This window comes from Telluria sp. AC161 (assembly GCF_979258535.1).
In genome coordinates this window covers 1,477,444-1,501,538 of record NZ_OZ409861.1, presented here as the reverse complement: position 1 = coordinate 1,501,538, position 24,095 = coordinate 1,477,444, and the positions used below count along the sequence as shown (strand labels likewise).

The 24,095-nt window shown below is 68.0% G+C and carries 17 protein-coding genes; 7 read left to right on the top strand and 10 right to left on the bottom strand.

From position 1 onward, the window contains the following. Nucleotides 1–91: 91 nt before the first annotated feature. Together ACZ0AJ_RS06835 and ACZ0AJ_RS06830 are read left to right on the top strand one after the other, a co-directional pair. Nucleotides 92–1,072, top strand: coding sequence for a PP2C family protein-serine/threonine phosphatase (locus tag ACZ0AJ_RS06835; protein WP_499453394.1), 981 nt, complete (start codon nucleotides 92–94; stop codon nucleotides 1,070–1,072). 139 nt (nucleotides 1,073–1,211) lie between these two features. Then, a complete protein-coding gene (locus ACZ0AJ_RS06830) occupies nucleotides 1,212–2,795 on the top strand; it encodes an FHA domain-containing protein (protein ID WP_499453392.1) in 1,584 nt (527 codons plus the stop codon). Between the two features lie 201 nt (nucleotides 2,796–2,996). Here ACZ0AJ_RS06830 and ACZ0AJ_RS06825 read toward each other — a convergent pair whose 3' ends face one another. From ACZ0AJ_RS06825 to ACZ0AJ_RS06790, 8 genes are all read right to left on the bottom strand, one after another. Continuing rightward, complete coding sequence (locus ACZ0AJ_RS06825; protein WP_499453390.1) at nucleotides 2,997–3,887, bottom strand: pirin family protein; 891 nt, start codon at nucleotides 3,885–3,887, stop codon at nucleotides 2,997–2,999. A gap of 70 nt (nucleotides 3,888–3,957) precedes the next feature. After that, nucleotides 3,958–6,234: an SUMF1/EgtB/PvdO family nonheme iron enzyme gene (locus ACZ0AJ_RS06820; RefSeq protein WP_499454312.1), complete on the bottom strand. Its 2,277-nt coding sequence runs from the start codon at nucleotides 6,232–6,234 to the stop codon at nucleotides 3,958–3,960. Between the two features lie 7 nt (nucleotides 6,235–6,241). Continuing rightward, a complete protein-coding gene (locus ACZ0AJ_RS06815; protein ID WP_499453386.1) occupies nucleotides 6,242–8,287 on the bottom strand; it encodes a coiled-coil domain-containing protein in 2,046 nt (681 codons plus the stop codon). Nucleotides 8,288–8,420: 133 nt separating this feature from the next. Beyond that, nucleotides 8,421–9,425: a hypothetical protein gene (locus ACZ0AJ_RS06810; protein ID WP_499453384.1), complete on the bottom strand. Its 1,005-nt coding sequence runs from the start codon at nucleotides 9,423–9,425 to the stop codon at nucleotides 8,421–8,423. Continuing rightward, the gene (locus ACZ0AJ_RS06805; RefSeq protein ID WP_499453382.1) at nucleotides 9,422–10,510 is read right to left on the bottom strand and encodes a hypothetical protein; all 1,089 of its coding nucleotides are present in this window, start codon (nucleotides 10,508–10,510) and stop codon (nucleotides 9,422–9,424) included. Before ACZ0AJ_RS06805 ends, ACZ0AJ_RS06810 begins: the two co-directional genes overlap by 4 nt. A 30-nt stretch (nucleotides 10,511–10,540) precedes the next feature. Then, on the bottom strand, nucleotides 10,541–11,104 hold the full coding sequence (locus ACZ0AJ_RS06800; protein ID WP_499454309.1) for a hypothetical protein: 564 nt from the start codon (nucleotides 11,102–11,104) through the stop codon (nucleotides 10,541–10,543). Next, nucleotides 11,101–12,387, bottom strand: coding sequence for a hypothetical protein (locus tag ACZ0AJ_RS06795; RefSeq protein WP_499453378.1), 1,287 nt, complete (start codon nucleotides 12,385–12,387; stop codon nucleotides 11,101–11,103). Before ACZ0AJ_RS06795 ends, ACZ0AJ_RS06800 begins: the two co-directional genes overlap by 4 nt. 91 nt (nucleotides 12,388–12,478) lie before the next feature. Further along, complete coding sequence (locus ACZ0AJ_RS06790; RefSeq protein ID WP_499454307.1) at nucleotides 12,479–15,565, bottom strand: penicillin-binding transpeptidase domain-containing protein; 3,087 nt, start codon at nucleotides 15,563–15,565, stop codon at nucleotides 12,479–12,481. Between the two features lie 225 nt (nucleotides 15,566–15,790). Between ACZ0AJ_RS06790 and ACZ0AJ_RS06785 the strand changes: the two genes are divergently transcribed. Both ACZ0AJ_RS06785 and ACZ0AJ_RS06780 read left to right on the top strand, forming a co-directional pair. Then, nucleotides 15,791–16,027, top strand: coding sequence for a hypothetical protein (locus tag ACZ0AJ_RS06785; RefSeq protein WP_499453373.1), 237 nt, complete (start codon nucleotides 15,791–15,793; stop codon nucleotides 16,025–16,027). Between the two features lie 175 nt (nucleotides 16,028–16,202). Continuing rightward, a complete protein-coding gene (locus tag ACZ0AJ_RS06780; RefSeq protein ID WP_499453371.1) occupies nucleotides 16,203–16,787 on the top strand; it encodes a YXWGXW repeat-containing protein in 585 nt (194 codons plus the stop codon). A 9-nt stretch (nucleotides 16,788–16,796) separates the two neighbouring features. Here ACZ0AJ_RS06780 and ACZ0AJ_RS06775 read toward each other — a convergent pair whose 3' ends face one another. Further along, the gene (locus ACZ0AJ_RS06775; protein WP_499453369.1) at nucleotides 16,797–18,752 is read right to left on the bottom strand and encodes a S9 family peptidase; all 1,956 of its coding nucleotides are present in this window, start codon (nucleotides 18,750–18,752) and stop codon (nucleotides 16,797–16,799) included. Between the two features lie 87 nt (nucleotides 18,753–18,839). On the opposite strand from ACZ0AJ_RS06775, the gene ACZ0AJ_RS06770 reads away from it, so the two are divergent. From ACZ0AJ_RS06770 to ACZ0AJ_RS06760, 3 genes are all read left to right on the top strand, one after another. Further along, nucleotides 18,840–19,508, top strand: coding sequence for a ribonuclease HI family protein (locus ACZ0AJ_RS06770; protein WP_499453368.1), 669 nt, complete (start codon nucleotides 18,840–18,842; stop codon nucleotides 19,506–19,508). Beyond that, nucleotides 19,502–20,161, top strand: coding sequence for an HD domain-containing protein (locus tag ACZ0AJ_RS06765; RefSeq protein WP_499453367.1), 660 nt, complete (start codon nucleotides 19,502–19,504; stop codon nucleotides 20,159–20,161). Before ACZ0AJ_RS06770 ends, ACZ0AJ_RS06765 begins: the two co-directional genes overlap by 7 nt. Nucleotides 20,162–20,239: 78 nt before the next feature. After that, entirely contained in the window at nucleotides 20,240–21,508 is a 1,269-nt protein-coding gene (locus ACZ0AJ_RS06760; protein WP_499454303.1) for a TCR/Tet family MFS transporter, read from the top strand. Between the two features lie 158 nt (nucleotides 21,509–21,666). Here ACZ0AJ_RS06760 and ACZ0AJ_RS06755 read toward each other — a convergent pair whose 3' ends face one another. After that, nucleotides 21,667–23,823, bottom strand: a complete 2,157-nt coding sequence (locus ACZ0AJ_RS06755; RefSeq protein ID WP_499454301.1) for a TonB-dependent receptor plug domain-containing protein — start codon at nucleotides 23,821–23,823, stop codon at nucleotides 21,667–21,669. Nucleotides 23,824–24,095 lie beyond the last annotated feature (272 nt).

Below are 24,095 nucleotides of genomic sequence, written 5' to 3'. Positions count from 1 at the left end.
CTTTGGGTGGCGCGAATAATGGCATCTGTTCAGCGCATGACTTGCCAACAAACAGTAGTACAGTGTCATCATCCCACCATACCCCCAGCCCATGCCTTCGACGCTTGCCGACTTTCGCTTTGCACCCTCCTTCGATGTCGCCGTCGCGAGCCGCGTGGGTGTGGGACCCGCCACCCGCAGCGAAAACCAGGACAATCTCGTCGTCATCGATTTCGACGGCCGCGCCTGCCATCTGCACGACCAGCTGCCGGTCATTACGACGATTGCCGGCTGGCCCGCAGGGCATGGCCGTCTGGCAGTCCTCGACGGGATGGGTGGCCATGGCCACGGGCGCGAAGCGGCCGAAGCGCTTGCCGCCGGTCTTCTTGCCATGCCGCCCTGCACGACACTCGCCGCGTTGACGGCCTACCTCGATGTCCTGCACGCCATGTTGCAGGCGCAATTTGCCGATGGTACCGGCGCGACGGGCCGGCCCGGCACCACGCTCACGCTGCTCGAACTGCCGCCCGGCGCCGCGCCGCTGCTGTACCACGTGGGCGACTCGCGGCTGTATGAACTCGATGCGCAGCAGGCCACGGCGCTGACGATCGACCACGTACCGGCCACCGGCGCCGCACTGGCCGGCCGGCTTGGCGAAGCCGACTGGTGGCGCGAAGTCCATGGCCGCCACGCGCCGCAGATTGCCCAGGCGTTCATTCTTGGCAACGCCTTTGCCGATCCATCGCGCCTGTCCGATGGCTTGTTTGCGCTCACGCCCGCCAACCTGCCATGCTGGCTGGCCCACCTGCCCGACCGCCGCGCACTGCAGTTGCGGGCCGACGCAGCGTATGTGCTGGCCACCGACGGCTTCTGGTCGTGCGCCCAGCCGGACATGTTTGTCGCGCGGTGGCCGGCGCTGCTGGCCGATGCGCCAGCGGCAGCGACGCTCGTCGAACGCCTGTTCGGACTGATGGAACACGAGCCGCCTGCTGGTCTGCAACCCGATAATCTGACGGCGCTCGTGCTGCGCCCGCTGCCCCGCCACGCCGACGAAACCGCATTGCCACTGGAAGACGACGGCGCAAGTAATTGAACGTTGGAAAGATGGCAAAAATAAATTGATGCCGTAAGTAAATAATGTTGATAATCAACGAGCTCGGTGCGCCGTGCCTGCTGAAAACAGCGTAAGCTTGCAATACCGTTTTCGAACTTTCTAAACTGATCAATCTGACATGAATCGCTGCCGCAATCCCGCGCATCCGCACTGCACCGTCTGGGTCGCCCCCGGCGAGGTGCGGTGCGCGCACGGGCATGCGCAGCCCGAGGCGGCGGCCGGTGCGTATCAGGCGCACGCTGCGCCGTTGCCGCCGTCGGCAAACCCGGTGGTCGATGGCTTGCCAGCCAGTTTCGATACGATCAGCGCGGTGCGCACGCGCCGGGACACGGTCGTCCCGGCACGGGCACCTGAGTCGACCGGCCTGCAGCGCCCGCAACTGCACATCAGCGGGTTCGATCCGCGCGCGGCTGGCGGTCGCCAGGCCCTGCGTCTCGAGCTGCGTGGCATGCCGATGGATTGCGCTCCCGACGTGCGCATGCTCGTGCATTCGGCGCTGCGCCTGCACGGCGGCGAAAGCTATTGCTTCCAGCGCACCTCGCGCGGCGACTGGCGGCCGCTGTTTCTCGAATTCTCGTCGCGCGGCCTCGAACACGGCCAGTACCGCATCGAGATCGAACTGCACAGCCGCCACGCCCATGCGCCCGACGCCAGCCGCACCTGGACCTGCTCGCCCGTGATCCTCGTGCCGCGCCAGGATGCCAGCCTGGGTGAAATCCACCAGACCTTCCTCGCCACGCACAAGAACGTGCGCGTCACGGCCGACGACGCCGGCATCGCCCGCGTCAATGCGCCGGGCGGCGGCCGGATCGATATCGACGTCGTGGCCCGCAACGCATCCATTGCCCACCTGAACCTGGACGGCGGCAACGGCACCGGCAAGATCGACATGGGCATGACCACCATTGCCTGGGACGAAGACCTGATCGAGATCGATCTGCCCGCCCAGCCGGCCGCGCACCCGTGCCTGACCGACAGCGCGTGCCTCGTGCACGCCGAAGCCGATTCGGCCACGCAGCGCCACGTGCGCCTGTTCGCGCTCGACGAATTCATGCTCGGCCGCTTCGAGCTCGATGCGCCCGACGCTGACGTGCTGCTGGCCCACCATGGCGAAACCGGCATGGACCTCGGTGGCCTGACGCGCCGGCTGTCCGGCCGCCACGCCGTTATCCGCCGCAGCCGCGCCGGGTTCGAGATCGAAGACGTGTCGCGCTACGGCCTGCTGCTCGACGGCGTCTGGCCCGGCAAGCACATGCCGGTGCAGCTGCGTCTGGGCATGCGCATGGAACTGACAGCCAGCATCAAGGGCATCGTCACGCTCGAGGTGACGGCGCTGCTGGCGCATGCGGTCGTGCTGCACCGGCTCGATGCGGGCGCACGCGCCGAGTGTTTTTACCTGATGGCGCCGGATGCGGTGCCGCCGGCTGGTCAGGCAGCGCTCAACGGGGCTGGCGCACAGTCGGTCGCAATGCCGCGTGCGATGGGCCTGCCGCTGCTGTTCCACCGTGACGGCGGCTTCTGGCAACGTGACCGCGCAAGCGGGCGCGACGCGCCGCTGGCGATCAGTGGCACGCTCGACCGCGTACAACAATCCGGCATGGGCATGGCGGCGCGCTTTGTCCCCACTGCCTATCCCGAGGCGCGCGCCGACCGGCGCAGCGTCGACCGCCGCAGTTTGCTTGCTGCCGCCCTCAGCGCCTGATCAGCCGTAGGTTGGCACCAGCACCAGAAAAACCAGCGCCGCACCCGCCAGCAACACGGCCTGCAGCGCGAACACGATCGCCGGCGCACGCAAGTGTTCAGGAATTTTCATGGCATCACCTCCCTCGTATTGACACGCACAGAGTGATGCCAGATTACGCCCGCCCGCACCGACCGGGCGCGCGTTAGCCGCGCGGCAAGGTCAGTCGCGGCGCCAGGTTGGCGGCCACTGCGGCAGCGGAATGCGTTCATTGTCGCCCGCCAATGGCACGAACCGATCGTTTTCCCAGTCGCGCGCCGCCTGTTCGATGCGCTCGCGGCTGCTCGAGACGAAGTTCCAGAAAATGAAGCGCTTGCCGTCGAGCGGCGCCCCGCCGATCACGACAAAGCGCGCGCCGGCAGCGGCGCTCACCCGCACCGCCGCCCCCGGCTCGAGCATCGCCATCGTGTTGGCGGGCACTGGCTCACCGTCGATCTCGATCGTGCCGAATGGCGCGTACAGCGCGGTTTCATCGGGCAAGTCATCCAGTTCGATGGCCGCCCCGGGCGCCAGTTGCACATCGAGATACAGCGTCTGACTGAAGGTCGGCACGGGCGACGTCTGACCGAACGCGCTGCCCACCAGCAGCCGCACCGTGGCGCCGGGCAGTGCAATCTCCGGAATCCGGTCGGCGGGCGTATGGCTGAACGCAGCAGGCGTTTCTTCGTGCTCGCGTGGCAGCGCCGCCCACAGTTGCAGGCCGTGCGTGCGGCGCGTGCGCTCGAGCAGATCTTCAGGCGTGCGCTCGGAATGCACGATGCCGCTGCCGGCTGTCATCCAGTTGACGGCGCCCGGCTCGATGCGCTGCTCGGTGCCCAGGCTGTCGCGGTGCATGATCGCGCCCTCGAACAGGTACGTGACCGTGGCCAGCCCGATGTGCGGGTGCGGCCGCACATCGTGGCGGGCGCCGGCCGGCGCTTCCACCGGTCCCATGTGGTCGAAAAACAGGAACGGCCCGATGGATTGGCGGGCCGCAGCGGGCAGCATGCGGCGCACGGTGAAACCGCCGCCCAGGTCTTTATCGTGGGATCGAAACAGGTGCGCGATGGCCATGGCAGGTGTCGTAAACAAGAAAGGGAATGCCTGACTGTACACCGGATCGCCCGGCGCTTTCTAGTCTTGCCTACATCAGCTCGCGCACCACGCGCAGGCCGACGATGTCGTTGGACAGCACGGCCGAGAAACCGTTGCGCAGCGCCGAGCGCAGATAGCGCGGGTTGTACAGCCACGAGCCGCCGCGCAGGATGCGGCGCACCTGGTCGCCGCCCGTTTCCCAGGCGCTGCCGTCACCCGGCGCGCCGTCGTAGTTCTCGTGCACGACGTCCTGCACCCATTCCCAGACATTGCCGTGCATGTCGTGCAGGCCCCAGGCATTCGGTGCGAAGGTATCGACCTTCGTGGTGCCGTGGCGGAATTCGCCGCGCGGCCCGCCGTTGTAGGTGAACGTGCCATCGAAATTGGCCTGCGTCGTGGCGATCGTGTCGCCCGTGTTGAACGCGGTTTTGGTGCCGGCGCGGCACGCGTATTCCCATTCGGCTTCGCTTGGCAGGCGATAGCGCTTGCCCGTCGCTGCGCTCAGCCACGCCACGTATTGCAGCGCGTCGAACCACGTCACGCCGACCACCGGATGGTCGTCGGTTTGCGGGAAGCCCGGCGCGGCCCAGTCGACCTCGCCGGCCGGCTGCCAGCTGCTTGCCTGCGCAAAAGCGCGCCACTCGCCCACCGTCACCGGATAGCGGCCCATCGCGAACGGACGCTCGATGCCGACCCAGTGCTGCGGGGTTTCACGCGCGATCCAGTTCTTTTGCGAACCGGCCGCCATCGCAATGCGGCGCTCGTGCTCGGGAGAACCCATCTGGAAGCGGCCTGTCTGGATCAGCACCATCGCCGGACCACTGCCGCTGCCATCGATGAAGGCGTCGCGCAGGATGCCGGTGTCGGCGACCGGCGCCGCCGCCGTCGGGACATCTGCCACCGCCACGGGCGCCACTGCGTCTGGCGTCCGTTCCTGGCTGACAGGCTCGCTTATAGTGTCCGCAGCGGCCTCCTCGCGCGCTTTTTTCTGCTGCGCCAGATAGGCTGCAGCGGCCTTGAGTTGCGCCGCCTTGCGCGCGGCTTCTTCCTTGGCCGCCTGGGTCTTGGCGACTTCTTCATCGCGCCGGGCCAGCAGTTGCTGGCGCAGCGATTCCTTGCGCGCCAGGCGTGCCTGTTCGGCCTCGAGCCGCTCGCGCCGCTGCTGTTCGCGCAGCTGGACGCGGCGCTGCTCGTCCTGCTGCGCCTTGATAACGGCGGCCGCCTCGGCCTCGATCGCACGCCGCGCAGCCAGTTCGCGCGCCACACGTTCCTGCTCGATGCGCTCGCGGGCGTCCTGCGCCGCCTGTTCGACGGCCGACGGCCCGGCCGCCGCGCGGATCGCTGCCAGCAGCGCGTGCACGCTGGCCGGGCGCGCCGCCGGATCGCGCCCGAAACCGCTGCGCAGCACCTCCCACTGGCGCGCACCCAGCGTCTGGGGCACCGTGCCGCCCGGTTCGCCGGGCAGCACGCCGGTGAGCAGCTGGTGGATCATGACGGCCACCGCATACACGTCCAGCGTGGGCTCTGGCGTGCGGCCTTCGATCACGGCTTCCGGCGCCCGGTAGCCGGCCGTGCCGGACGTGGCCGGGGCATCGAGCTTCGACGCCGGGCCGCTGGCCCGCGCGCGCGCCGCAATGCCGAAGTCGAGCAGCTTGACGTCGCCCTTGGTCGTGACGAACACATTGCCCGGCTTGATATCGCGGTGGACCAGGTGATGCCGGTCCCACGCATAGTCGAGCGCAGCGGCGACCGGGTCGAGCAAGGCCAGCACGCGGGCCAATGGCAGGCGACCTTCGCGCGCCAGCACGGCGTCGAGGTCCTCGCCTTCGAGGTATTCCATGATCAGGAAAAAGCTCGACGTGGCAGGGTCCTGCGCCCATTCGTAGACGCGCACGATGTGCTCGTGCGCCAGGCGCCGCGCGCGCGTGGCTTCCTGGATCAGAAGCTTGGCGTGGCTGGCGGCAGATGTCGCATGCGCCGGCAGGATCTTGAGCGCGACCTGGGCGCTGTGCCCCAGTTCGGCGTGCGTGGCGAGGTCGGTCGCCTGCCACACCTGGCCCATGCCGCCGTGCGCGATCAAGCGTTCGAGCCGGTAGCGCCGGTTTTGCGGGCCGATTTCCTGGCCCGTCATCAGGCCGATTTCGGTGCCCGGGCGCGCTGCAGGTGCAGCGGCGTCGTAGAGCGCATCCGGGTCCGCAGGCCGCTCGCCCGGCTGGTAGGCCGCGTCGAGGATCGCGTTCTTGCGCAGCTCGAACTCTTGCCGGCTCAGCAGGCCGTCGTCGTGCAGTGCGCGCAGTTCGCGGATCTTGTCGATGGCTGTTTGCATTGATCGATCAGGCAGACGGCGCCCCGCCGCAGGCGGCGCACACGCGATCGTCGCGTTGCAGGGCGTGGCCGTGCACGCACTGGCGCGCACCCGCCACACCGGCCTGCGCATGCAAGGCGGCCTTGTTCACGTCGTTCTGCAGTCGCAAGAGGTCGAGCTGATGGCGCCGGTCCTTGTCCACTTCACCTTCGCGGCGCGCCTGTTCATCGCGCACCAGCTGCGCCGCCGCGCGCGCTGCTTCGCCCGGCTCGACCTTGCCGGCGCCGACGACGCCGGCCAATGCTGTCAACTGGTCGGCATCCATGTCGGCATGCACGCGCGTTTTGAGGTAATCGGCCAGCACGACGGCATTGGCGGCGTCAGCCAGGGCCAGCTTGGCCGTGTCGCCCATCGCGCCCAGCGCCGCGGCGCGTTCCATCGCCAGGCGCGCGAGTGCGATCTCGTGCGCGCGCTCGCCCGCGCGGGCGGCCTCGCCCAGGTCGGCGCGGCGCTCGTCGGCATGCAGCGTCACGTCCTGCAGCGAGCGCGCCTGCAATGCTTCGAGCTCGATCGTGCGCTGCAGTTTGTCCTGCTGGGCCTCGGCATCGAGCTTGCCGGCGCCGCGCCGGGCGCCTTCGATGCGCTGGCGCGCCTGTTCGTCTTCCCATTCCTGCGTGCGGCCCGCCTCGCGCAGGCGCGCGTCGTTGGCCAGCTTCAGGGCCTGGTAGCGCGCCTGATACTCGGCTTCGTCGATGTCGCGCATGCGGCGCGCCGCTTCGGCCTCGCTCTCGCGCAGACGAATCAGTTCGTCACGCTGGCGCGTCGCGTCCTCGATGAGGCGCGCCTGGTCGATCTTGTGGCGGATCTGCTGCTGCAGCAGCTGCTGCGAGAAACGCTGCTGCGCCGACTGGCGCGCATGCTGCGCTTCCTGCTGGGCGCTGGCGACTTCGGCGCGCATGTGCACGCCGGCCAGCGCGCGCAGGTGCTGCCACTGCGCCGCTTCGTCCGCGCGCTGTGCGCCCTTTTGCGCGACCTCGTGCTGCAGTTCGGCCAGAACTTCACCGGCGCCCTGCGCCAGCGCCTGCTCGCGCGAGGTCGCTTCGAGGATGCGGCCATACAGTTCGATCTGGCGTGCACGCACGCCGTGTGCGCGGTCGGCGCCCTGGAGCGACATCTCGGCACGTGCGATCGCGTCGTCCTGGCGCAGCTCGGCGCGGCGGATGCGCAGGCGCGCTTCTTCTTCGCTGCGCTTGATGCCCTGCCATTCTTCGGCCGTGTACAGCTCGTCCAGGTGACGCTTGTGCGCCAGTTGCACGTGCTGCTCGTCGGCCGCGAGCCACATGCTGCCCACGCGCGCGCGGTTGGCGTCGTATTTGTCGTGGCGCAGCTCCACCGTCTGCACGCTCGTCACGGCCAGGCCGTAATCGGCCAGCAGGAGCTTGAGGCCGCCCTGCAGGCGTTCGTCGAGTTCTTCGCGCAGCGCGCCACCGGCCGCCATCTCGCGGATCGAGCGCGCGCCGATGAATTCGAGTGCCAGCTGGCGCACCGGATGCGCGAGCAGTTCGCGCAACTCGGGCGTGCCGATGGTGCCGGGCGTGGTCATGAAGTGGCGCGCAAAGGCCGGGACGTTTTCGATTTTGATGCTGACCGTGAAGCGCACCGAGATCGCAAGCTGCTCGCAGGTGGGGATGTCGTCGAACTCGAATGGCACCGGCAGCGCCGTCGTGCGCGTGATGAGGATTTCGGCGTGCTGGTCGCGCAGCAGATGGTTCAGGCGCGTGAAGAAGCCTTCGAGTTCGTATTCGCCCTGCGGCACTTCGGTCGCCTTGTCGCCCTGCAGGATGAAGCCACGCGCCGTGGCGGGCACGCGCAGCGTCTTGACGAACAGCCCGGACAATTCACGCAGGCCAAAGAACACGGCCAGTTCATCGGGCGCGGGCACCCAGCGGTTCTCGACCAGCACCGGCTTGCTGCGCGGCGCTCCCAGGATCACGCCGCAGCCCGCGCAGTAGCGCGCATCGGCCCCATTCTTGCGCTCGCACCGCGGGCAGCTGGCGCCGTTTACTCCGAACATGTGCAACATAGCTGACTCCGTTTTCTCTCTTGCCTTCTGCTTGCCAACCTGCCGTTCAACTCACCGATTCTAGCAGCGCACGATCTGCGGCCGCGGTGCGCTCGCGCACGCCCGCGAGGTCAAACCTGCGATCTCAAATGATGCCAATGCGTTCCACACACGCGAGGCTCGCGCCGCGCGCACGCAGCGCTTCGCGCATGCCCTGCGGCAGCGCGTTTTCCCACGCCTTGGGCAACAGGATGCGGTCGCCCGGCCCTGCTTCGCGCAGGATCAGCGCACACTTCGGCGCCACCGCATCCACGGTCTCGACCTTGCCCGCATGCCAGGCGCTCGACGTGCCGGTGGCGATCACCCGGCCCCGCGCCATGAATTCACGGCCGCGCGCGATGCGGTCGGCCATCACCAGCGCCAGGCCGTACGAGTCGCCCGAAAAGCCCGTCTCGCCAAAGCGCACTGTCGTTTTCCACTGGCCCTGGCCACGCCCGTCAAAATGCCGGGCGCCGGCCAGAGCAGCTCGCACCTGGCCCTGGCGCAGCGCGTCCAGGTCGGGCACGCTGATGGCATCGTCGTCAGCGTCAAGCGCACCGGCCAGCGGCCGCACGCTCACCTCGACCCAGCCGAGATCATCGTGGTCGCCGCCGCTGTGCAGCGGGAACCAGGCGCGCGCGCTGGCCGTGGCTGCGACGGGATCCGGCTGACCCGTCAGCGCGCCCAGGTGCGGCAAGGCGTCCGGGCCGCCCGCCAGCACGCCGTCGGGTACATTGACCAGGGCGCGGCCGTCGATCCGCCCGAGGTGCCAGGCGTCGGACCAGCCATTGGCCACCACGGGTCGCGCCGCCTGAAACACGCCACGCACGATGCGGTCGGCCAGCACGGCGGCCAGTTCCCAGTCGCGTGTGGCCGGATCCAACGCGCGATCTGCGCTGAGCACCACCTGGTCGCGGCTGTCGTAGCGCGGCTCGGTATGGCGCGCCAGGCGCACCACCTGCTGCATCCGTTCGGCCTGCGCCGGCGCGCCGGGCACGCTGCACTTGACGTCGGCGCGGCCCGCGCGCGGGCGGCGCGTCGCGGTGATGGTGAGCATGCTGCCGTCCGGCAGAATGCTGCGGCAGCTCGCCTCAAGCATAGGCGCCGTCATGCCGTCACCTCGTCCTGCACGTGCGTGAGACGGCGCGCGGCCGTCGCGGTCTCGAGATTGGCAACGATGCGGTCGGCTTCGTCGAACAGCACGTCGAGCGGGCCTTCGCCGGCAACCTTCATGCGCGCCAGCAGCGCCCAGGCTTCGTCGAGCGCAGCCGCGGCACGGCGGCTGTGGCGCGCGCGGCGCAGCTGCTCCTCGGGCGCCAGTGGCTGGCCGGGCGCGGCCAGTTCGAGCGCCGGCATCGTGCCGACCGACAGGCTCACCAGGTCGAGCCGGCGCAGCAACTCCTGGTGCTGGCGAAAGCGCACCTGGTCCGCCGGCAGCACGGCCATGCGCACCGCGCACATCAGGCACGGCAGTTCCAGGAACAGACGCCGCAATGCGCGGGCATCTTCGCAGGCCGGCACGAATGCTTCGGCGGGCATTGCCGTCAACGCAGCGGCCGGTTCAGCCGACGCTGCTGCCGTCGCAAGCACGGCCTGCGCCGCCAGGCGGGCTTCGAGCAGCGCCGGATAATCGTGCGCCGCGCCCAGGTCGACCGGCACGCAATCGTCGACCGTCACGCCAAAGCGCGTGTACATCAACTGGTTGAACCCGGACCGGAACGTGTTCCATTCTTCGAGCGTCGTGCAGGGCGGCAGGTCGAGATTGCCCTGGGCCAGCTCGCGCTGCAGCGCCGTTTGCGCCAGCGCGCCAAAGCCCGCGAGGTCGACTGCGCTACCCGCTTCGCTGGCCAGGAACAGATCGAAACGCTGGTGCGTGGCGCGCGGATCGCTGGCATCGACAGCAAAGCTCACGTGCAGGCCAATCTCGGGTGCGCCGGCAAACGGGACGAGGTCACAGGTGTACGGCCCCGGATGGACGCACCAGGCGGTTTCCCCATCGAGGGCTGCGATGCGGCTGCCGGCCGCCAGGCGACGGCTGCGGCCACCGCGGTCGACCAGCACGGCCGCGCACGGCGCAGGAATGGTGATCCCGGCTGGCGCCGGCAACGCGATTGCCACGCTGCCAAGCAGGGTCGCGTCGAACGCCTCCTGCCGTGGCGGGCGTCGCAGGGGATTCCTGAACAGTGAACCTAGCATCGTTATCCTTGAGCGAATTCGGGAACTGCACTATGTGGATGGGGGCACGGGCGTCGCAATGGGCACGACATCAAAGCGCGCGCCATGCCGTTGAAAATGGACCGACGGGGAAGCCGCAAACGGCCACGGGCCTTCGCACTCGCCGTCCGCGTCCAGGCTGCCCTGCACGATCACGCTGCCAGCACCGTCGCGCACGGCGATCGTCGCGCGCGTTGCCAGCAGTTGCGCCGCGCCAGGCGCGTCCGGATCGAGCTGCACCACCACGCCGGGCACGCCGCCCTGGTCGACGAAGTGCAGGCGCCACATCCGGTCATCCGTGCGCAGCACGTCCAGCGGTGCGCCGCTGTCGGCCGCGCGGAGCAGGCCCGCGCTGCCGGTCCAGGTCATGTGCTGCGTGCGGCGCACATCGGCCAGATGGCGCATGCGGCGCAGCGTCAGGGGCGACGCCTGCAACGCCGCGCGTTCGCCGTGCGTCAGCGGCCGGCTGCCATCCAGCGCCTGCAGCAGGATGGCGTCGGCCAGCATCAGGCCATCGCCTTCCACGCGGTGCGCCAGCAGCGCGCCGGCCTGCAGTTTGCGATCCAGGTTCGTCATGCCCATCGTTGTTCCTCCTGTAGTCCAGCCACCTCGTTCAGACGCAGTATCGCGGCATCGCGCCGCTTGCGCAGGGTTGGCAGCGAGACGCCGTCGAGCAGGGCCAGCTGGCCCATCGTCGGCAATTCGCCCGTGGCGGGGTCGCACCATTCGGAAGGATAACAGTCGTCGAATGGCCCGAGCAGCTTGAGGTACACCGCAAGGCGTACCGGCAAACTGTCCTGCGCCATCCGGCGCGCCGCCCAGCTGGCGCGGTCCTCGACCGTCGCTGCCACTACCAGGTAGTTGGGGGGCAGTGAAACGCAGGGCGCGATGCAGGTCCGTGGTGCAGTCATTGGCGCTTCGATGTCCGGCTCTGCATCCAGGTCGACGTCCAGCGCTTCCTGGCGTGCTTCCAGGATCTGGTCCGGGCCAGGCGTGCTGCCCTGTTCGGACTCGTTCAGCACGCGCCAGTAATCGTCGAGCCAGGCGTCGGCCGTGCTGGCGTCCTGCAACCAGTCGCTGTCGCGGTTGGCCGATAAAGAATCGTACTCGCCGATTTCGCGCAGCATCGCGCCGATCTTCTCGGGACTGGACTTCAGGCTGGCGAAGCGTTTCGAGCGCGTGTGCAGCGGCCCGGGCGCGCCCGTGTGCGCTTCCAGGCTTTCGCTCCAGCGCATGATCCATTCGGGCTTGCAGTCGCCGATCGAGCGCAGCTGCCGCACTTCGATCGGCATCGCCTCGACGCTGCGGTCCAGGATCGCGCCGACTTGCGGCGCGTGTTCGCGCCAGCTCTCGAACAGGCGCGCGATGTCGTGGTAGGCCGTGTCGAGCATCCTGTAGGCGTACATGCGGTTCGGGCTGCAGGGCCGGCCACACGCCACCTGATAGTGGTCGCTGTCGACCTTGTCGCGCAACACCGCATACAGGTCATTGAATTTCTTGCGCAGCAGCGCTTCGCCGCCAGGTTGCGTCCAGAACGGACCGATGCGCGCGTATTCGGTGGCCACGGCCGTGCACAGTGCGGCCCAGTCGGCGGGCCGCGCCTGCAATTCGTAGACGAGGCTCAGGGCCAGCTCGGCGGTCGTCTCGCCGTAGCTGTTGCCGGGGGCATGCGCCCGGCTGCCGCCCGCGTGCAGCATCGGCGCGACTGCCTCGACATACGCAGCGAGCGACGCGTCCGTATCGGCGCCCTGCAGACTGGCGGGGTCGATGCGGGCGAGCGCCTGCAGGGAACACTGACCCAGCAACTTGCGGACCTGCTCCCAGCCGTGCTCCTGATACCGGGTCCCCGGTAAACGCATACCTTCCTCGTCCTCGATTTCGCTGCGCACGTGTTGCACAGTGAAATAGATGATGCCATACAACTACAGCATTCAGGCGCGATGGAGACCCCTATTTGTGCCCCTTTTCCAACGACTGCCCGGCCATGGACGCCAGCAGGGCCGCCACGACCGGCGCCGCATGGCCGCCGCCCGTCAGCGCCGAGTGGCTCACAAAGGCGGCAAAGGCCAGCCGGCGGGTCTGTCCCGGCAAGCTGCCCGGCTCCAGGTAACCCATGAACCAGACCGTGGCCAGATCGTCCGTGCCGGCCGGCGCGGTGCCCGTCTTGCCATACAGGCCGGGGCGCAGCGCAGCGAATGCCGGGCTGCGGAATGCGCCGGCCGCCGTGCCGTAGTCGATCACGCCCTTCATCCCGGCGCGTACGCGGTCCAGCCGCACGCCAAGGGGCGCGCCCTGGCTAGAAGCCGCGTCGCGGCCGTCGAGGGCCAGCAGCAGGCGCGGCGTCACGCTGCGCCCTTCGCCGACGCTCGCGGCCACCAGCGCCATCTGCAGGGGCGTGGTCTGCATGCGCAGGCCAATTGCCATCTGGCGCAGCTCATGCCGGCTGTGGATCGGATCGAGCTGCGATGCGGACGCCGACAGCGCATCCCAGTCATTCCAGCGATAGTCCGGCGGCAGCAAGCCGCCATCGAGCCGCAACGGCTGGCCAAAGCCCAGGCGCGCCGCCATCGCCGCGACCGGTCGCGCGGCGTCGAGCGCCCCCGGCTCCAGCGCGGTGGCGCCCGGCATGCCGCCGTCTGGCTGGCCGAGCAGCGTGCGGTCGCTCAGCTCACCCGTCCAGGCGAACCACGTATTGACGCTGTGCGCCATCGCGCCGGCCAGGCCCAGGCGTCCGTCTGCGGCGCGCGCACCGGTGATCTGGTCGCGGAAATTGGTGATGCGGGCACGCGTTCCGTCAGCCGGGTAGCTGGGCGCATCGGTGCGAAAGTCGTAGCCGCCAGCGCCCGCGATGCGGTCGACCTGCGGCAACGGCAAGCCGCCCAGCAGCGCGTCGAGCTGTTTGTCGCCGCGCGCGGCCTGCTCGAGACCGAGCGCGGTGATCACCTTGAACGTCGAGCCGGGCGCGCGGTGGGCGCCGCCGTCGTGCTGGAATGCGGCGATCCGCAGCGGGCTGCGCGCCGGATCGGCGCGGTCGAAGTCGCGCACCTCTGGCCAGTTGTCCGGCGCAGCAGTATTTCCACCACTTGATGCGGCGGCCAGGATGTCGCCGGTGCCGGCGTCGAGCAGCACCAGGCCGGCGCGCCGCTCGGCGGGCGCGGGCTGGGCGCCACGGCAAACGCGCCCGTCCCACTGGCCGCCCTGCTGGCCTATGCAGTCGAGCAGCACCTGGGCGCGCGCTTGCAGCATCAGATCGAGCGTCAGGCTCGCCGCATGGTCGCTCCCGCCCAGGCGCGCCAGCATGCCGGCCACGCTGCCATCGTGCTGGCGGTGCACGCCCAGCAGCGGCGCCAGGCCGGCCAGCGTCGCGTGGACCGACGGCGCGCCATCCTGCCACAGGGCTTCGCCGTTGCGATCGGTCAGGCGTACCGCAGCGCCGGCGGGCCGCACGCTGCGGCTGCCAGCCGGCAGCGCCTGCCACGCGAGCGATCCCCGCTCGACCTTCAGATGGCGATAAGCCGCGTCGGCGCCGCCGGACAATCTCGCCAGGTCGAGCGGCTCGATCTCGACCTTGACCGATGTCGCGCCCGGCAGCGGCGACAGCAGCAGCTGCGCCACGGCGTCCGCATCCGGACAGGCGCGCCCGTCGCAGACGCCGCGGGCCACCACCGTGGCGCCCAGCACGCTGCGCACGCGGCCGGCAACCAGCAGCTCCAGCGGCTTGCCTTCTGCTCGTGTATTGAGGATTACGAGGCTGTCACGCCGCCCGCCCTCCCAGCCGCCCACACGGTTCCACGGCGCCCAGTCTTGCGGCAACTGCGCGAACAGGCGCATCGCCGCCAGCGGCAAGCCGGCCTCGCGCACGGCCGGGCTGCCTGCCACCGCTGCCTGCCAGAGTGCCGTTGCGCCGGGCCGCACGCGCCACGCGACCAGCCGCCGTTCACTGTTGAACACGCGCACCTGTTCCCGCACGAAGGCGCCGTCGGCCCGGTGATGCAGGCGTTCGAGCAGGCGCCGGTCGCCGGCGTCGAGTTGAAAATGCTGCCAGCCCGGCAGCGGCGCACGTACGGATTCGTCGGCCTGGAGCCAGGCCAGCAAATCGCGCGGCGCCAGTTCGATCAAGCCGTCGCGGCCAAGGCGCAGCAAGCCGCGCGCCCGCAGCGCCTCGAACAGCGCCTGGTCTTCCAGGCCAGCGCCCGCGACCAGCGGCACGGTCCAGACGCCGGGACGCAAGCGCAGCGACACCGGCGCACCGGATGCGGGGAAGGCCTGCACCAGCGCTTCCGCTGCCTTCTGTTCACCATGCTGAAAATGCTGCAGCACCAGTTCACCGGCCTGCGGGCAGGCGCCGCTCGGCTGGTGCGTGAACCGCAGCGCTTCGCCGCGCCATAGCAGCCAGCCGGCACTGCCCAGCGCGGCCTGGCCCTGGCGCGCATGCGTCGCGACCCCGCCTGTTGCGTCGCTGATCCAGCTCGCGGTTTCAAACCCTGCGTTCCAGGCGATGGCCAGGCCCGCGCCCGCGTTCCCCGTGATGTCAATGCGCGGCATGCTGGAGCCATCGCGCGCCAGCAGCACGCTGCGTGCTGGCCCATTGCTACTCCGCGCGAGTACGGCAGCTTCGCCAAACGGATAACCGACGCGCAGCGGCAGCAGTCGTCCGTTCGCCGGATCGAGCATCTGTGTGCACAGGTCAACCCTGACCGCCGGCCCCGCCTGCATGCCGCTCGCAATGACCAGCGCCAGCGCGCCGCGCTGCGTCAGCGACACGCCGCTGTCCGCCGGCACGACGAGCTCCAGGCCCGGCGCCAGCGGCTGCAGCACAGCCAGCGCCTGGGCGCCGGGGACGTCCTGCGCATCGTTCGGCAACGCGCGCGCGTGCAGCGCCAGCGCGACCGCGCCGCCCATCACGAGCGCCAGCGCGGCCCAGGCCCAGGCTGGGCCAAGGGAGATGGTCCAGCCCCGGCGCAGATTGCGGGCGCGCCGCCGCGCCGTGCGCGACGCGGCGATGTTGCGGGTCAGGGTGGCGAAGGGGCCGGTCATGCACGAGTCCAGTCGGTAGCGTGGCGCCCAAGCGCCCTTGCGCAGGACTAGCGGAGGGCTGGTGAAACCGCTGAGCGCTTCAAGGCTGCGCGCACAGGTCCGGGGCCGTCCTGATGCAGCTCACCCCCCGTTTTCTGCCACTCGTCGCACGCCGCTGGAAGCCGTGCGGGGACACGCCTACAGTACACACATCGACACACCACTCACCCACCAAGGAGAAGCAAAATGAACGTCCTCAAACACATGGAAGCCGTCTTCATCGCCGCCGCCCTGATCGCCGTTCCTGTCGGCTATCTGGCCAAGGTATCGGACGCCAATGCCAACGCCTTCACTGCAAGCAGCGCGGCCATCGCCAGCGGCGCCAAGGTCGCCACCGTGACCGTGAGCGCCAAGCGCCTGAGCAACGCCGAGAAGTCGCAACTGCTGGCACTGGACACCGTCACCGCAGCGAGCCGGCTGTGAGCACGGTCGGTCGTCGCGGCGCTGCCCACGGGCGGCGCGCGGCGGCCAGGTGGACCGATCATGCCACCAATCACGCCACCAATCTGTGTCAGATGTAATAACTTGCTTCAGGCTTCGCGTCACCGATCCCGGATTGCTATATTCCGCTTATCCGCTTACGGATCTGGAGACGACCATGAAATCCCCCCTTATTCTTGCAGCCCTGATCGCCATTGGCGCGGCTGCCACCATCCCGCTGTCTGCACAGGCCCAGCCGCATGTCTCGGTCGTGATCAGCAACGCCCCGCCCGCCCCCATCTACGAGCGCATTCCCGGCCCGCGTCGAGGCCACGTCTGGGCGCCCGGCTACTGGGAATGGCGCGGCCATCGCCATGACTGGGTGCCCGGCCACTACGTCGTGGCGCGCCCCGGTTACGTGTACGCGCCGCCGAGCTGGCACCATCGCGGCAACCGCTGGGTGATGGAACCGTCGCGCTGGAACCGCGGCCCGGGCCACCACTACGGCCCGCAGCCAGTGTATGTGCGCGGCCATGACGGCTATGACCGCGACCGCGGCTACCGGGACCACCACCGCGACCGTGATCGCCACCACGGTAATGGCCACGGGCGTGGCCCCGACTTCGACCGCGACGGCGTCCCGAACTACCGTGACCGCGATCGCGACAACGACGGCATCCGCAACCGCCATGACCGCGACCGCGACGGCGACGGCGTGCGCAACCGCCACGACAGCCGGCCGGACAATCCCTATCGCCGTTAATTCACGCGGTTAATTCACGGCCTGGCGTTTCAGGTGCTTGTCCAGAAACGCCAGGATCTTCGCGCTCGCTTCAGTCTGGTTTTTCTTCTTCGAGAAACCATGGCCTTCGTCGTCGAACACGACGTACTCGACGTCGACCTTGTTCTTGCGGACCGCTTCCACGATCTCGTCGCTCTCGGGCCGGATCACGCGCGGATCGTTCGCACCCTGGATCACCATCAGCGGCTTGATGATGCGGTGCGCGTGGAACAGCGGCGACGTCTCGACCAGAAATGCCTTGTCCTTGACCGGGTCGCCGATTTCGTCATACAGCGCCTTGCGCTGCGCTTCCCAATACGGCGGAATGCTCTCGAGCGTGCGCACCCAGTTGCTCACACCAAAGATGTCGATGCCGACCTTGAACGCCTCGGGCCGGAACGCCAGCGCTGCCAGCGTCATGTAGCCGCCGTAGCTGCCGCCCATGATGCCGATACGCTCGGCATCGATGTACGACTGGCTCGCCAGCCATGTCTTCGCTTCGATGCAATCCCACAGCGGCTCCATGCCGTGCTTGCGATCGTCCGCGCGGAAGAACGTCTTGCCGTACCCCGAGCTGCCCCGGTTGTTGATGCCCAGGACCGCGTACCCGTGATTGACCAGGTACTGGATCTGCGCGCTGTAGCCGCGCATCGTCTGTCCACCCGGCCCGCCGTGCACGTACACCACCGCCGGCACCTTCGCGTTCGGCGCCGCGCCCTTCGGCTTGTAGTAGATCGACGGGATCACCGTGCCGTCGAACGATTTGAAGCGCACGACTTCGGCTTCGACCAGGTCATTCGGATCGATGGCCGGGTTGAGGCTGCGCGTGAGCTGGGTGGTCTTCTTGCTGACAAAGTCGTGCACGTACAGATTGTTGGGCGAGCGGTCGCCATTCAGGTAGAACGCCATCAGGCGGCCACTGGCCGAAAACGTCACCTGGCGCATCTCACCGCCCGGCAGTTTCGGTAGCGTGACCGGTTTGCCGGCGGCGTCGAACACGCGCACGTCGATGCTGCCGTCGCGGTTGACGATGCTGACCCGGTTCGCGCCATTGCGCGAATAGCTGGTGTCGAGCAGGTCCCAGTCGGCTTTCTCGACATCGCTCGTCGCGCCACTGGCCAGATCGTATGCGGCGATACGCGTGAACTCGCCGCCGGCATTGGTGGTGAACAGCAGGCGCTTCGATTGCGGATCGAACGTAGCGGCCGAATGGCTGGCCGGCGCCGTGTGCGGCGTGATGTGCTTCATCGTGCGCGTCGGCAGGTGATACACGTAGACGTCGCTGTCGGACGTGGTGCTGGACTTGTCGAACGCGAGCCAGTTGCCATCGCGGCTGATGTCCGAGACGTTCATGCCGCTGTCGTTCTGGTACACCATCGTGCGGTCGTAGCTGCCCGCGTCGTACAGGTAGATGTCGAAGAACTTCGGATCGCGCTCGTTGGTGGCGACGTAGAAGCCGCTGCCGTCGGGTTTCCAGCCGGCGAACGATGCCTTCAGTTTGCCGGGTGTCAGGTCGCGCTCCTTGCCGCCCGGTTCGAGCACGTACAGGTGATTCTGCTCGTCGCCCCCGGTGTCGCGCGTGAACAGGATGCGGTCGTCGTTGTAGAAGTAGCCCACCGCGTAGGTCGAATCGCCGGTGGACGTGGTCAGCGCGCGCGGCGTGCCGCCGCCGACAGGCAGCGTGTATGCATTGAAGATGCCGGATGCGTTACTGCTGAACAGGATCTGCCGCTCGTCCTTGCTGAACGAGGCGCCGGTCACGGAGGTCGTCGCCATAAACTGCTCGATGGTGTAGCGCTTGACCTGCTTGCCCGGCTTGAGCGGTGCTTTCGCCAGCGGCTGCGCGCCGGGTTTTTCAACCTGCGCCGTGGCATGCAACGGCATCGATACGGCGCCGACCAGCACGGCGAACAGGGACAATCGGACTGCATGACGGGACGGACGCATCGCTTCTCCTCAGGTTGGACAGCATCGATCCAGTGTTTCAAAAGTCTTAACTTCTGTCAACGAATCAAGATCGGTTATGCTCTCGCCATGAACGACCTGAGCCTTTTGCGCGCCGCCGCATTCAAGACCGAACTGGCGGCCAGCCAGCGCCTGATGGCACGCGCCGGCCTGAGCGAACTTGAGGCCCTCACCCGCACGCTCACGTACAGCGCTGGCCTGGCTGGCCTCGCGCACCTGCTGGCCGAACGCGCGGCGTTGCGCAAGCATGCGGCGCAGCAGTCAGACCGGCGCGCGGCGCTGGCCAGCGTAGCGCGCACGCGGGGCGCGGGGGCCGGCAAGACAGCGTGGCGCGCCTGGTTCGACGGCTCGGCGCGTCCGAATCCCGGGCGCTGCGGCATCGGCGCCGTGCTCGAAGGCCCGGGCGGCCTACGCGTCGCGATCTCGCACGACGCCGGCTATGGCACCAGCAGCGAAGCGGAATACCTGGCCCTGATCGCCGTGCTGGACGCTGCCGTGGCGCATGGCGCGCACGATGTGCTGGTGGTTGGCGACAGCCAGGTCGTGATCGACGACGTGAACGGCCCCGCCAGCGCAAGTGCGCCCAGCCTGCGTGAGTACCGCGACCGGGCCTGCGCCCTGCTCGCCCGCCTGCCACAGGCGCAGCTGCGCTGGATCCCGCGTCACAAAAATGCACAGGCCGATGCGCTCTCGCAGCGCGCCGTGCCGCCTCTTTTACCGGAAACATCAACATGCTAGAACGTCCTTCGACCGATTTCGCCGCCTGGCGCACACAACTCATTGCGCTGGCGGCGCAGGATGCCGGCACCGACGGTGCCCACGATGGCGCCCACCTCGACCGCGTCTGGCGCAACGCCCAGGCCCTGCTCGCGCACCACCCGGAAGCCGACCGCCTGGTGGTGCTGGCGGCCAGCTATCTGCACGACCTGGTGAACCTGCCAAAGAACGACCCCGCGCGCAACCAGGCGTCGCGCCGCTCGGCCGAGCTGGCGCGCCAGTTGCTCGCGCCGCTGGGCTTCCCGCCCGAGAAGCTCGACGCGGTCGCGCATGCCATCGAGGCGCACAGCTTTTCGGCGGCGATTCCCGCCACCACAATCGAGGCAAAAATCGTGCAGGATGCCGACCGTCTCGACGGTCTGGGCCTGGTGGGACTCGCGCGCATGTTCTACATCGCGGGGCGCATGGAAAGCGGCCTGGCGCATCCGACCGATCCGCTGGGCGACGACCGCGCGCACGACGATCGCCGCTATGCGCTCGACCACATCGTCGTCAAGCTCGACAAGCTGCCGGACATGATGCAGACGGAGGCCGCGCGCGCCGTGGGCCGCGAACGCCTCGAACAGCTGATGACGTTCCGCGCGCAGTTCGCCGCCGAGTGGAGCGGCGCCTAGCGGTTGCTAACGTTTGCTAACGGCATGCAGGCGTTGCCGCAATGCTAAGATAGGCGACCGCCAACCGCCGAGGTGTCCATGACCAGTACGACCACCGTGCCGCAAGCGTCCAGCGGCAACCTCAATTTCGTGCTGGTCTGCGTGTTCATCGACATGCTCGGCATTGGCCTGATCGTGCCCGTGCTGCCGCTGCTGGTCGGGCAGTTTGTCGAAGGACCCGACATGCGCGCACTCTGGTATGGCGTGCTGGCCACCGTATTCGGCCTGCTGCAATTTCTGTTCATGCCGGCGCTGGGCGCGCTGAGCGACCGTGTCGGCCGCCGCCCCGTGCTGCTGTATTCGATGGGCGGCATGTGCCTGAACTTTCTCGTCACCGCCTGGGCGCCCAGCCTGGCCTGGCTATTTCTCGGACGCGTCATCGGCGGCATGTCGTCGGCCAGCATGTCGGTGGCGTCAGCCTACGCATCCGACATCTCGACCCGCGAGAACCGCGCCAAAAGCTTCGGCAAGATCGGCGCCGCCTTCGGCCTGGGCTTCATCTGCGGCCCGATGCTGGGCGGCGTGCTTGGCGAAACCAACCTGCACCTGCCGTTCTACGTCGCCGCCGCGCTCTCTGGCGCGAACCTGATATACGGCTACTTCTTCGTACCCGAGTCGCTGGCGCCCGGCGCGCGCCCGCCCTTCGCATGGGCGCGCCTGAACCCGTTCACGGCGCTGATGCGCCTCGTGCGGCGCCAGGACATCCGCGGCCTCGTCGTCGCGGTGTTCCTGGCGACCTTCGCCCAGATGATGCTGCAATCGACCTGGGTGCTGTACACCACCTTTCGCTTCGACTGGACGCCGCGCGACAACGGCATTGCCCTCTTCTGCGTGGGCCTGACGTCGGTCATCGTGCAGGCCGGGCTGCTGGGCATCCTGATCCGCCGCTTCGGCGAGCCACGCCTGGCCCTCCTGGGCCTGGGCTCGGGCGCCATGGCGTATGCCGCTTACGGCCTGGCGACCGAAGGCTGGATGATGTACGTCTTCATCATGTGCAATGTGCTCGCCTACGCCGCCGGCCCGGCGCTGCAGGGGCTCGTCTCGAAATCCTCGCCGCCCGAGCAGCAGGGCGAGCTGATGGGCTCCCTGCAGGCGATCGGCAGCCTCGCCGTGATCATCACCCCGCTGCTCGGCACAGGCATCCTCAGCGCCGTGAGCCACTTGCCGCAATCCGACTGGCGCGTCGGCAGCAGCTTCTACTTGTGCGCATTCATGCAACTGCTGGCACTGATCGTGGCCTGGCGCCACTTCCGCAGCCACAGAATGAACGAAAACCAGCACCCAGCCCAAAGCCGGGGTCAGGTCTGACATTTGGACACGACCTCAGCATTAGGCACTTGCCTGGATGATGATTGCGCAATTCCAACGTGGGTTTAGATACCAGTCCGGAAGTAATTGCCTTTGTTTGTGAACGTAGTGATGAGGTCGTGTCCGAATGTCAGACCTGACCCCGATGTTTAAAGCAATCAAAATGCCAGCTGATACGTAAGCGTGGCGCGCAGCGGGCCGGCGAAATAGAAGCGGCGTCTTTCCAGGCCTGTCACCGGGTCGGCGTACGACGGCTCGAAGCCTTCATTCTCGCGCAGCAGATTGGCCAGTGACAGTCGCAGCAGACGCTTGGCATCGATGCGCCAGGCAGCGTACGCATCCAGGTCGGTGCGCGGTGCCGTGTAATAGCCGCGATTGGCCGTCACCCTCACGAGACCATTGCGTTTGTGCGCCACGCTGCTGCCCAGCGTCAGCGCGCCCCGGCGGTAATCGATCCCCAGGTTGGCCGACAGCGGCGTTTGCCGTTCGAGACGATTATCGGGGCCGGGTACCGATTCGACGCGCGACCAGTGACGCGCCACGCCCGCCCGCACGTCGATTTCCGGCGCGTCCGCAAACAGGGACTTGAGCGGAAACTTCGTTTCCAGCTCCACTGAGCGGGTCTGGGCGCGGCCGTCGTTCACCGGCGTGAAGATCCAGCGGTAGCCGTCAAAGTAAATGCGGTTGCTCGTGTAGTCGTCAATGCGGCGCAGCGAGGTGGCGAGCGACACCATCGCGTTCTCGGCCCAGTAATGCTCGTACCCAGCGTCGACGCCCCACGCCAGTTCGGGCTTGAGGTTCGGATTGCCCTGGAAGTCGGCCTCGGTGGCGCTGTTGTTTTCGAACGCCTGGCGCCGCGGCAGCAGGTTCCACAAGTCCGGCTCCTTGTAGGTGCGCGTGAGTGCAAAGCGCATCTGGTCACCCTTGCGGCCCGGGATCTTCCACAAGGTCTGCATGACCGGGCTCCAGACGCCGGAGCCCGAGCGGGTCGAGGCAAACGAGTTGCCGGATGCGCGCGTGCGGATGCCCTCCCAGCGCAGCCCCAGGTACATCGACCAGTGCGGCGTGATGTCCCACTCGTCCTGCGCATACATGGCCAACCGGGTCACGCGCGCCTCGAACGTTTCGTCCAGCGCCAGCCCGGATGGGAAAGTGCGCACACGATCCTGCTCGACGCGCGTTTCATCGCGCCAGGTGACGCCGCCATCCCACCCGGCGGCCAGTGCATGACCGCTGCCGAGCTTGCGCATCGCCTTGCCGGTCGAATTGACGCCCCGGTCGCGCCGCGCGCCGTCGATGCGGCCATCCGTCTCGGGATTGCCGCCCGCGTCGCGCCCATCGCGCAAACTCACATTCTCGCTGCGCTCACCTGTCAGGCCAAGCTTGGCTTCGATGCTGGCGCCGGACGGGAAGCCCCTGCTCCAGCGCAGGTCGGTGCGCGCCGTTTCGTCATCGGCGCGGTAGTGCGTGACCAGGTCGGGCGCAGGTGCCGAGCCGCCGATCAGCGTGGTGACAAGGGCATGGCCACGGTGGCGAAACCGGGTCACGTTCACAAACGTTTCGGACGTGATCTTGTCGCCGCCAGCCAGTGTCCACTCCAGGCGCGGCGTCAGGTTCAGGCGTCGCATGCGGCCACGTTCGTCAGTGGCTGTCGTGCGCAGCAGGTCAACGGCGCCGTCGGTTCCCGTGTTTTCGAGCACCATGCCATTGACGCGATCGAACCGTTCGCTCACGCCGTCGCCGGCCAGCGACCAGGCGAAGCCCTCGCGCCGGTCACTCAGCTGCAGGGACGCATTCGGCCCCTTGAACACATCCGAACCGAGCATGCCCAGCTTGAGTTCGCGCTCCCGCGTCTTGGCCACGTGGCGCAGGACGATGTTGACCGTGCCGGCCACCGCCTGCGTCGACAGGTCTGCCGTCGCGGCGCGCAGCACCTCGATGCGCTCGACCACCTCGGGCGACAGTGTGTCGAAGCTGAAGTTGCCGGGCGCCCGTTCACCGTTGATCAGTACCTGCGTATAGCCAGCGCCCAGGCCACGCAGCTGGATCGTTCCGCCCTGACCACTGCTGCCGTCGATCGTTACACCAGGCACGCGCCGCAGCGCATCCAGGATCGACCGGTCGCCGTAGCGCGTGAGTTCGTCGCGTTTGATGATGATGCGGGTGGCCGTGTCGTCGCGACGCGGATCGTAGCCGGCAGCGCTGCCCCGGATGTCCACCTGCGAGATGCCAGGTTCAGTCTGGGCAGTTGCCGATATCGGCAGGCTTGCAGCGATCAACAGAGACACGGTGTAGTGCGTTGGCAGATTCGTCACGGCGGCTTCTCCAGGTTATTGAACAGGCCGGGCCAGAATATGCCACTTAGTAGCAAAATGTAAACGTAAATATAGAAATTATTTATTCTGCTGTAGCGCATCCCATATTGCTATCTCATGGAACTTATCAATAGCAAGACAGAGCACACTTGCGCTGTCCGCCATCCCCCGGCTACCTGCGGTACACTCGCCTCAACAGTGTTAAAAGCGGCAACAGAATTTCCGTCTGACATGCCCAGCTATAATGCGCACTTTTCCGCGAAAGGCGATCG

What these genes read in the sequence shown, in the direction of transcription:
- ACZ0AJ_RS06835 (WP_499453394.1), top strand. Translation starts at nt 92, where the DNA reads ATGCCTTCGACGCTTGCCGACTTTCGCTTTGCACCCTCCTTCGATGTC.
- ACZ0AJ_RS06830 (WP_499453392.1), top strand. Translation starts at nt 1,212, where the DNA reads ATGAATCGCTGCCGCAATCCCGCGCATCCGCACTGCACCGTCTGGGTC.
- ACZ0AJ_RS06825 (WP_499453390.1), bottom strand. Translation starts at nt 3,887, where the DNA reads ATGGCCATCGCGCACCTGTTTCGATCCCACGATAAAGACCTGGGCGGC.
- ACZ0AJ_RS06820 (WP_499454312.1), bottom strand. Translation starts at nt 6,234, where the DNA reads ATGCAAACAGCCATCGACAAGATCCGCGAACTGCGCGCACTGCACGAC.
- ACZ0AJ_RS06815 (WP_499453386.1), bottom strand. Translation starts at nt 8,287, where the DNA reads ATGTTCGGAGTAAACGGCGCCAGCTGCCCGCGGTGCGAGCGCAAGAAT.
- ACZ0AJ_RS06810 (WP_499453384.1), bottom strand. Translation starts at nt 9,425, where the DNA reads ATGACGGCGCCTATGCTTGAGGCGAGCTGCCGCAGCATTCTGCCGGAC.
- ACZ0AJ_RS06805 (WP_499453382.1), bottom strand. Translation starts at nt 10,510, where the DNA reads ATGCTAGGTTCACTGTTCAGGAATCCCCTGCGACGCCCGCCACGGCAG.
- ACZ0AJ_RS06800 (WP_499454309.1), bottom strand. Translation starts at nt 11,104, where the DNA reads ATGACGAACCTGGATCGCAAACTGCAGGCCGGCGCGCTGCTGGCGCAC.
- ACZ0AJ_RS06795 (WP_499453378.1), bottom strand. Translation starts at nt 12,387, where the DNA reads ATGCGTTTACCGGGGACCCGGTATCAGGAGCACGGCTGGGAGCAGGTC.
- ACZ0AJ_RS06790 (WP_499454307.1), bottom strand. Translation starts at nt 15,565, where the DNA reads ATGACCGGCCCCTTCGCCACCCTGACCCGCAACATCGCCGCGTCGCGC.
- ACZ0AJ_RS06785 (WP_499453373.1), top strand. Translation starts at nt 15,791, where the DNA reads ATGAACGTCCTCAAACACATGGAAGCCGTCTTCATCGCCGCCGCCCTG.
- ACZ0AJ_RS06780 (WP_499453371.1), top strand. Translation starts at nt 16,203, where the DNA reads ATGAAATCCCCCCTTATTCTTGCAGCCCTGATCGCCATTGGCGCGGCT.
- ACZ0AJ_RS06775 (WP_499453369.1), bottom strand. Translation starts at nt 18,752, where the DNA reads ATGCGTCCGTCCCGTCATGCAGTCCGATTGTCCCTGTTCGCCGTGCTG.
- ACZ0AJ_RS06770 (WP_499453368.1), top strand. Translation starts at nt 18,840, where the DNA reads ATGAACGACCTGAGCCTTTTGCGCGCCGCCGCATTCAAGACCGAACTG.
- ACZ0AJ_RS06765 (WP_499453367.1), top strand. Translation starts at nt 19,502, where the DNA reads ATGCTAGAACGTCCTTCGACCGATTTCGCCGCCTGGCGCACACAACTC.
- ACZ0AJ_RS06760 (WP_499454303.1), top strand. Translation starts at nt 20,240, where the DNA reads ATGACCAGTACGACCACCGTGCCGCAAGCGTCCAGCGGCAACCTCAAT.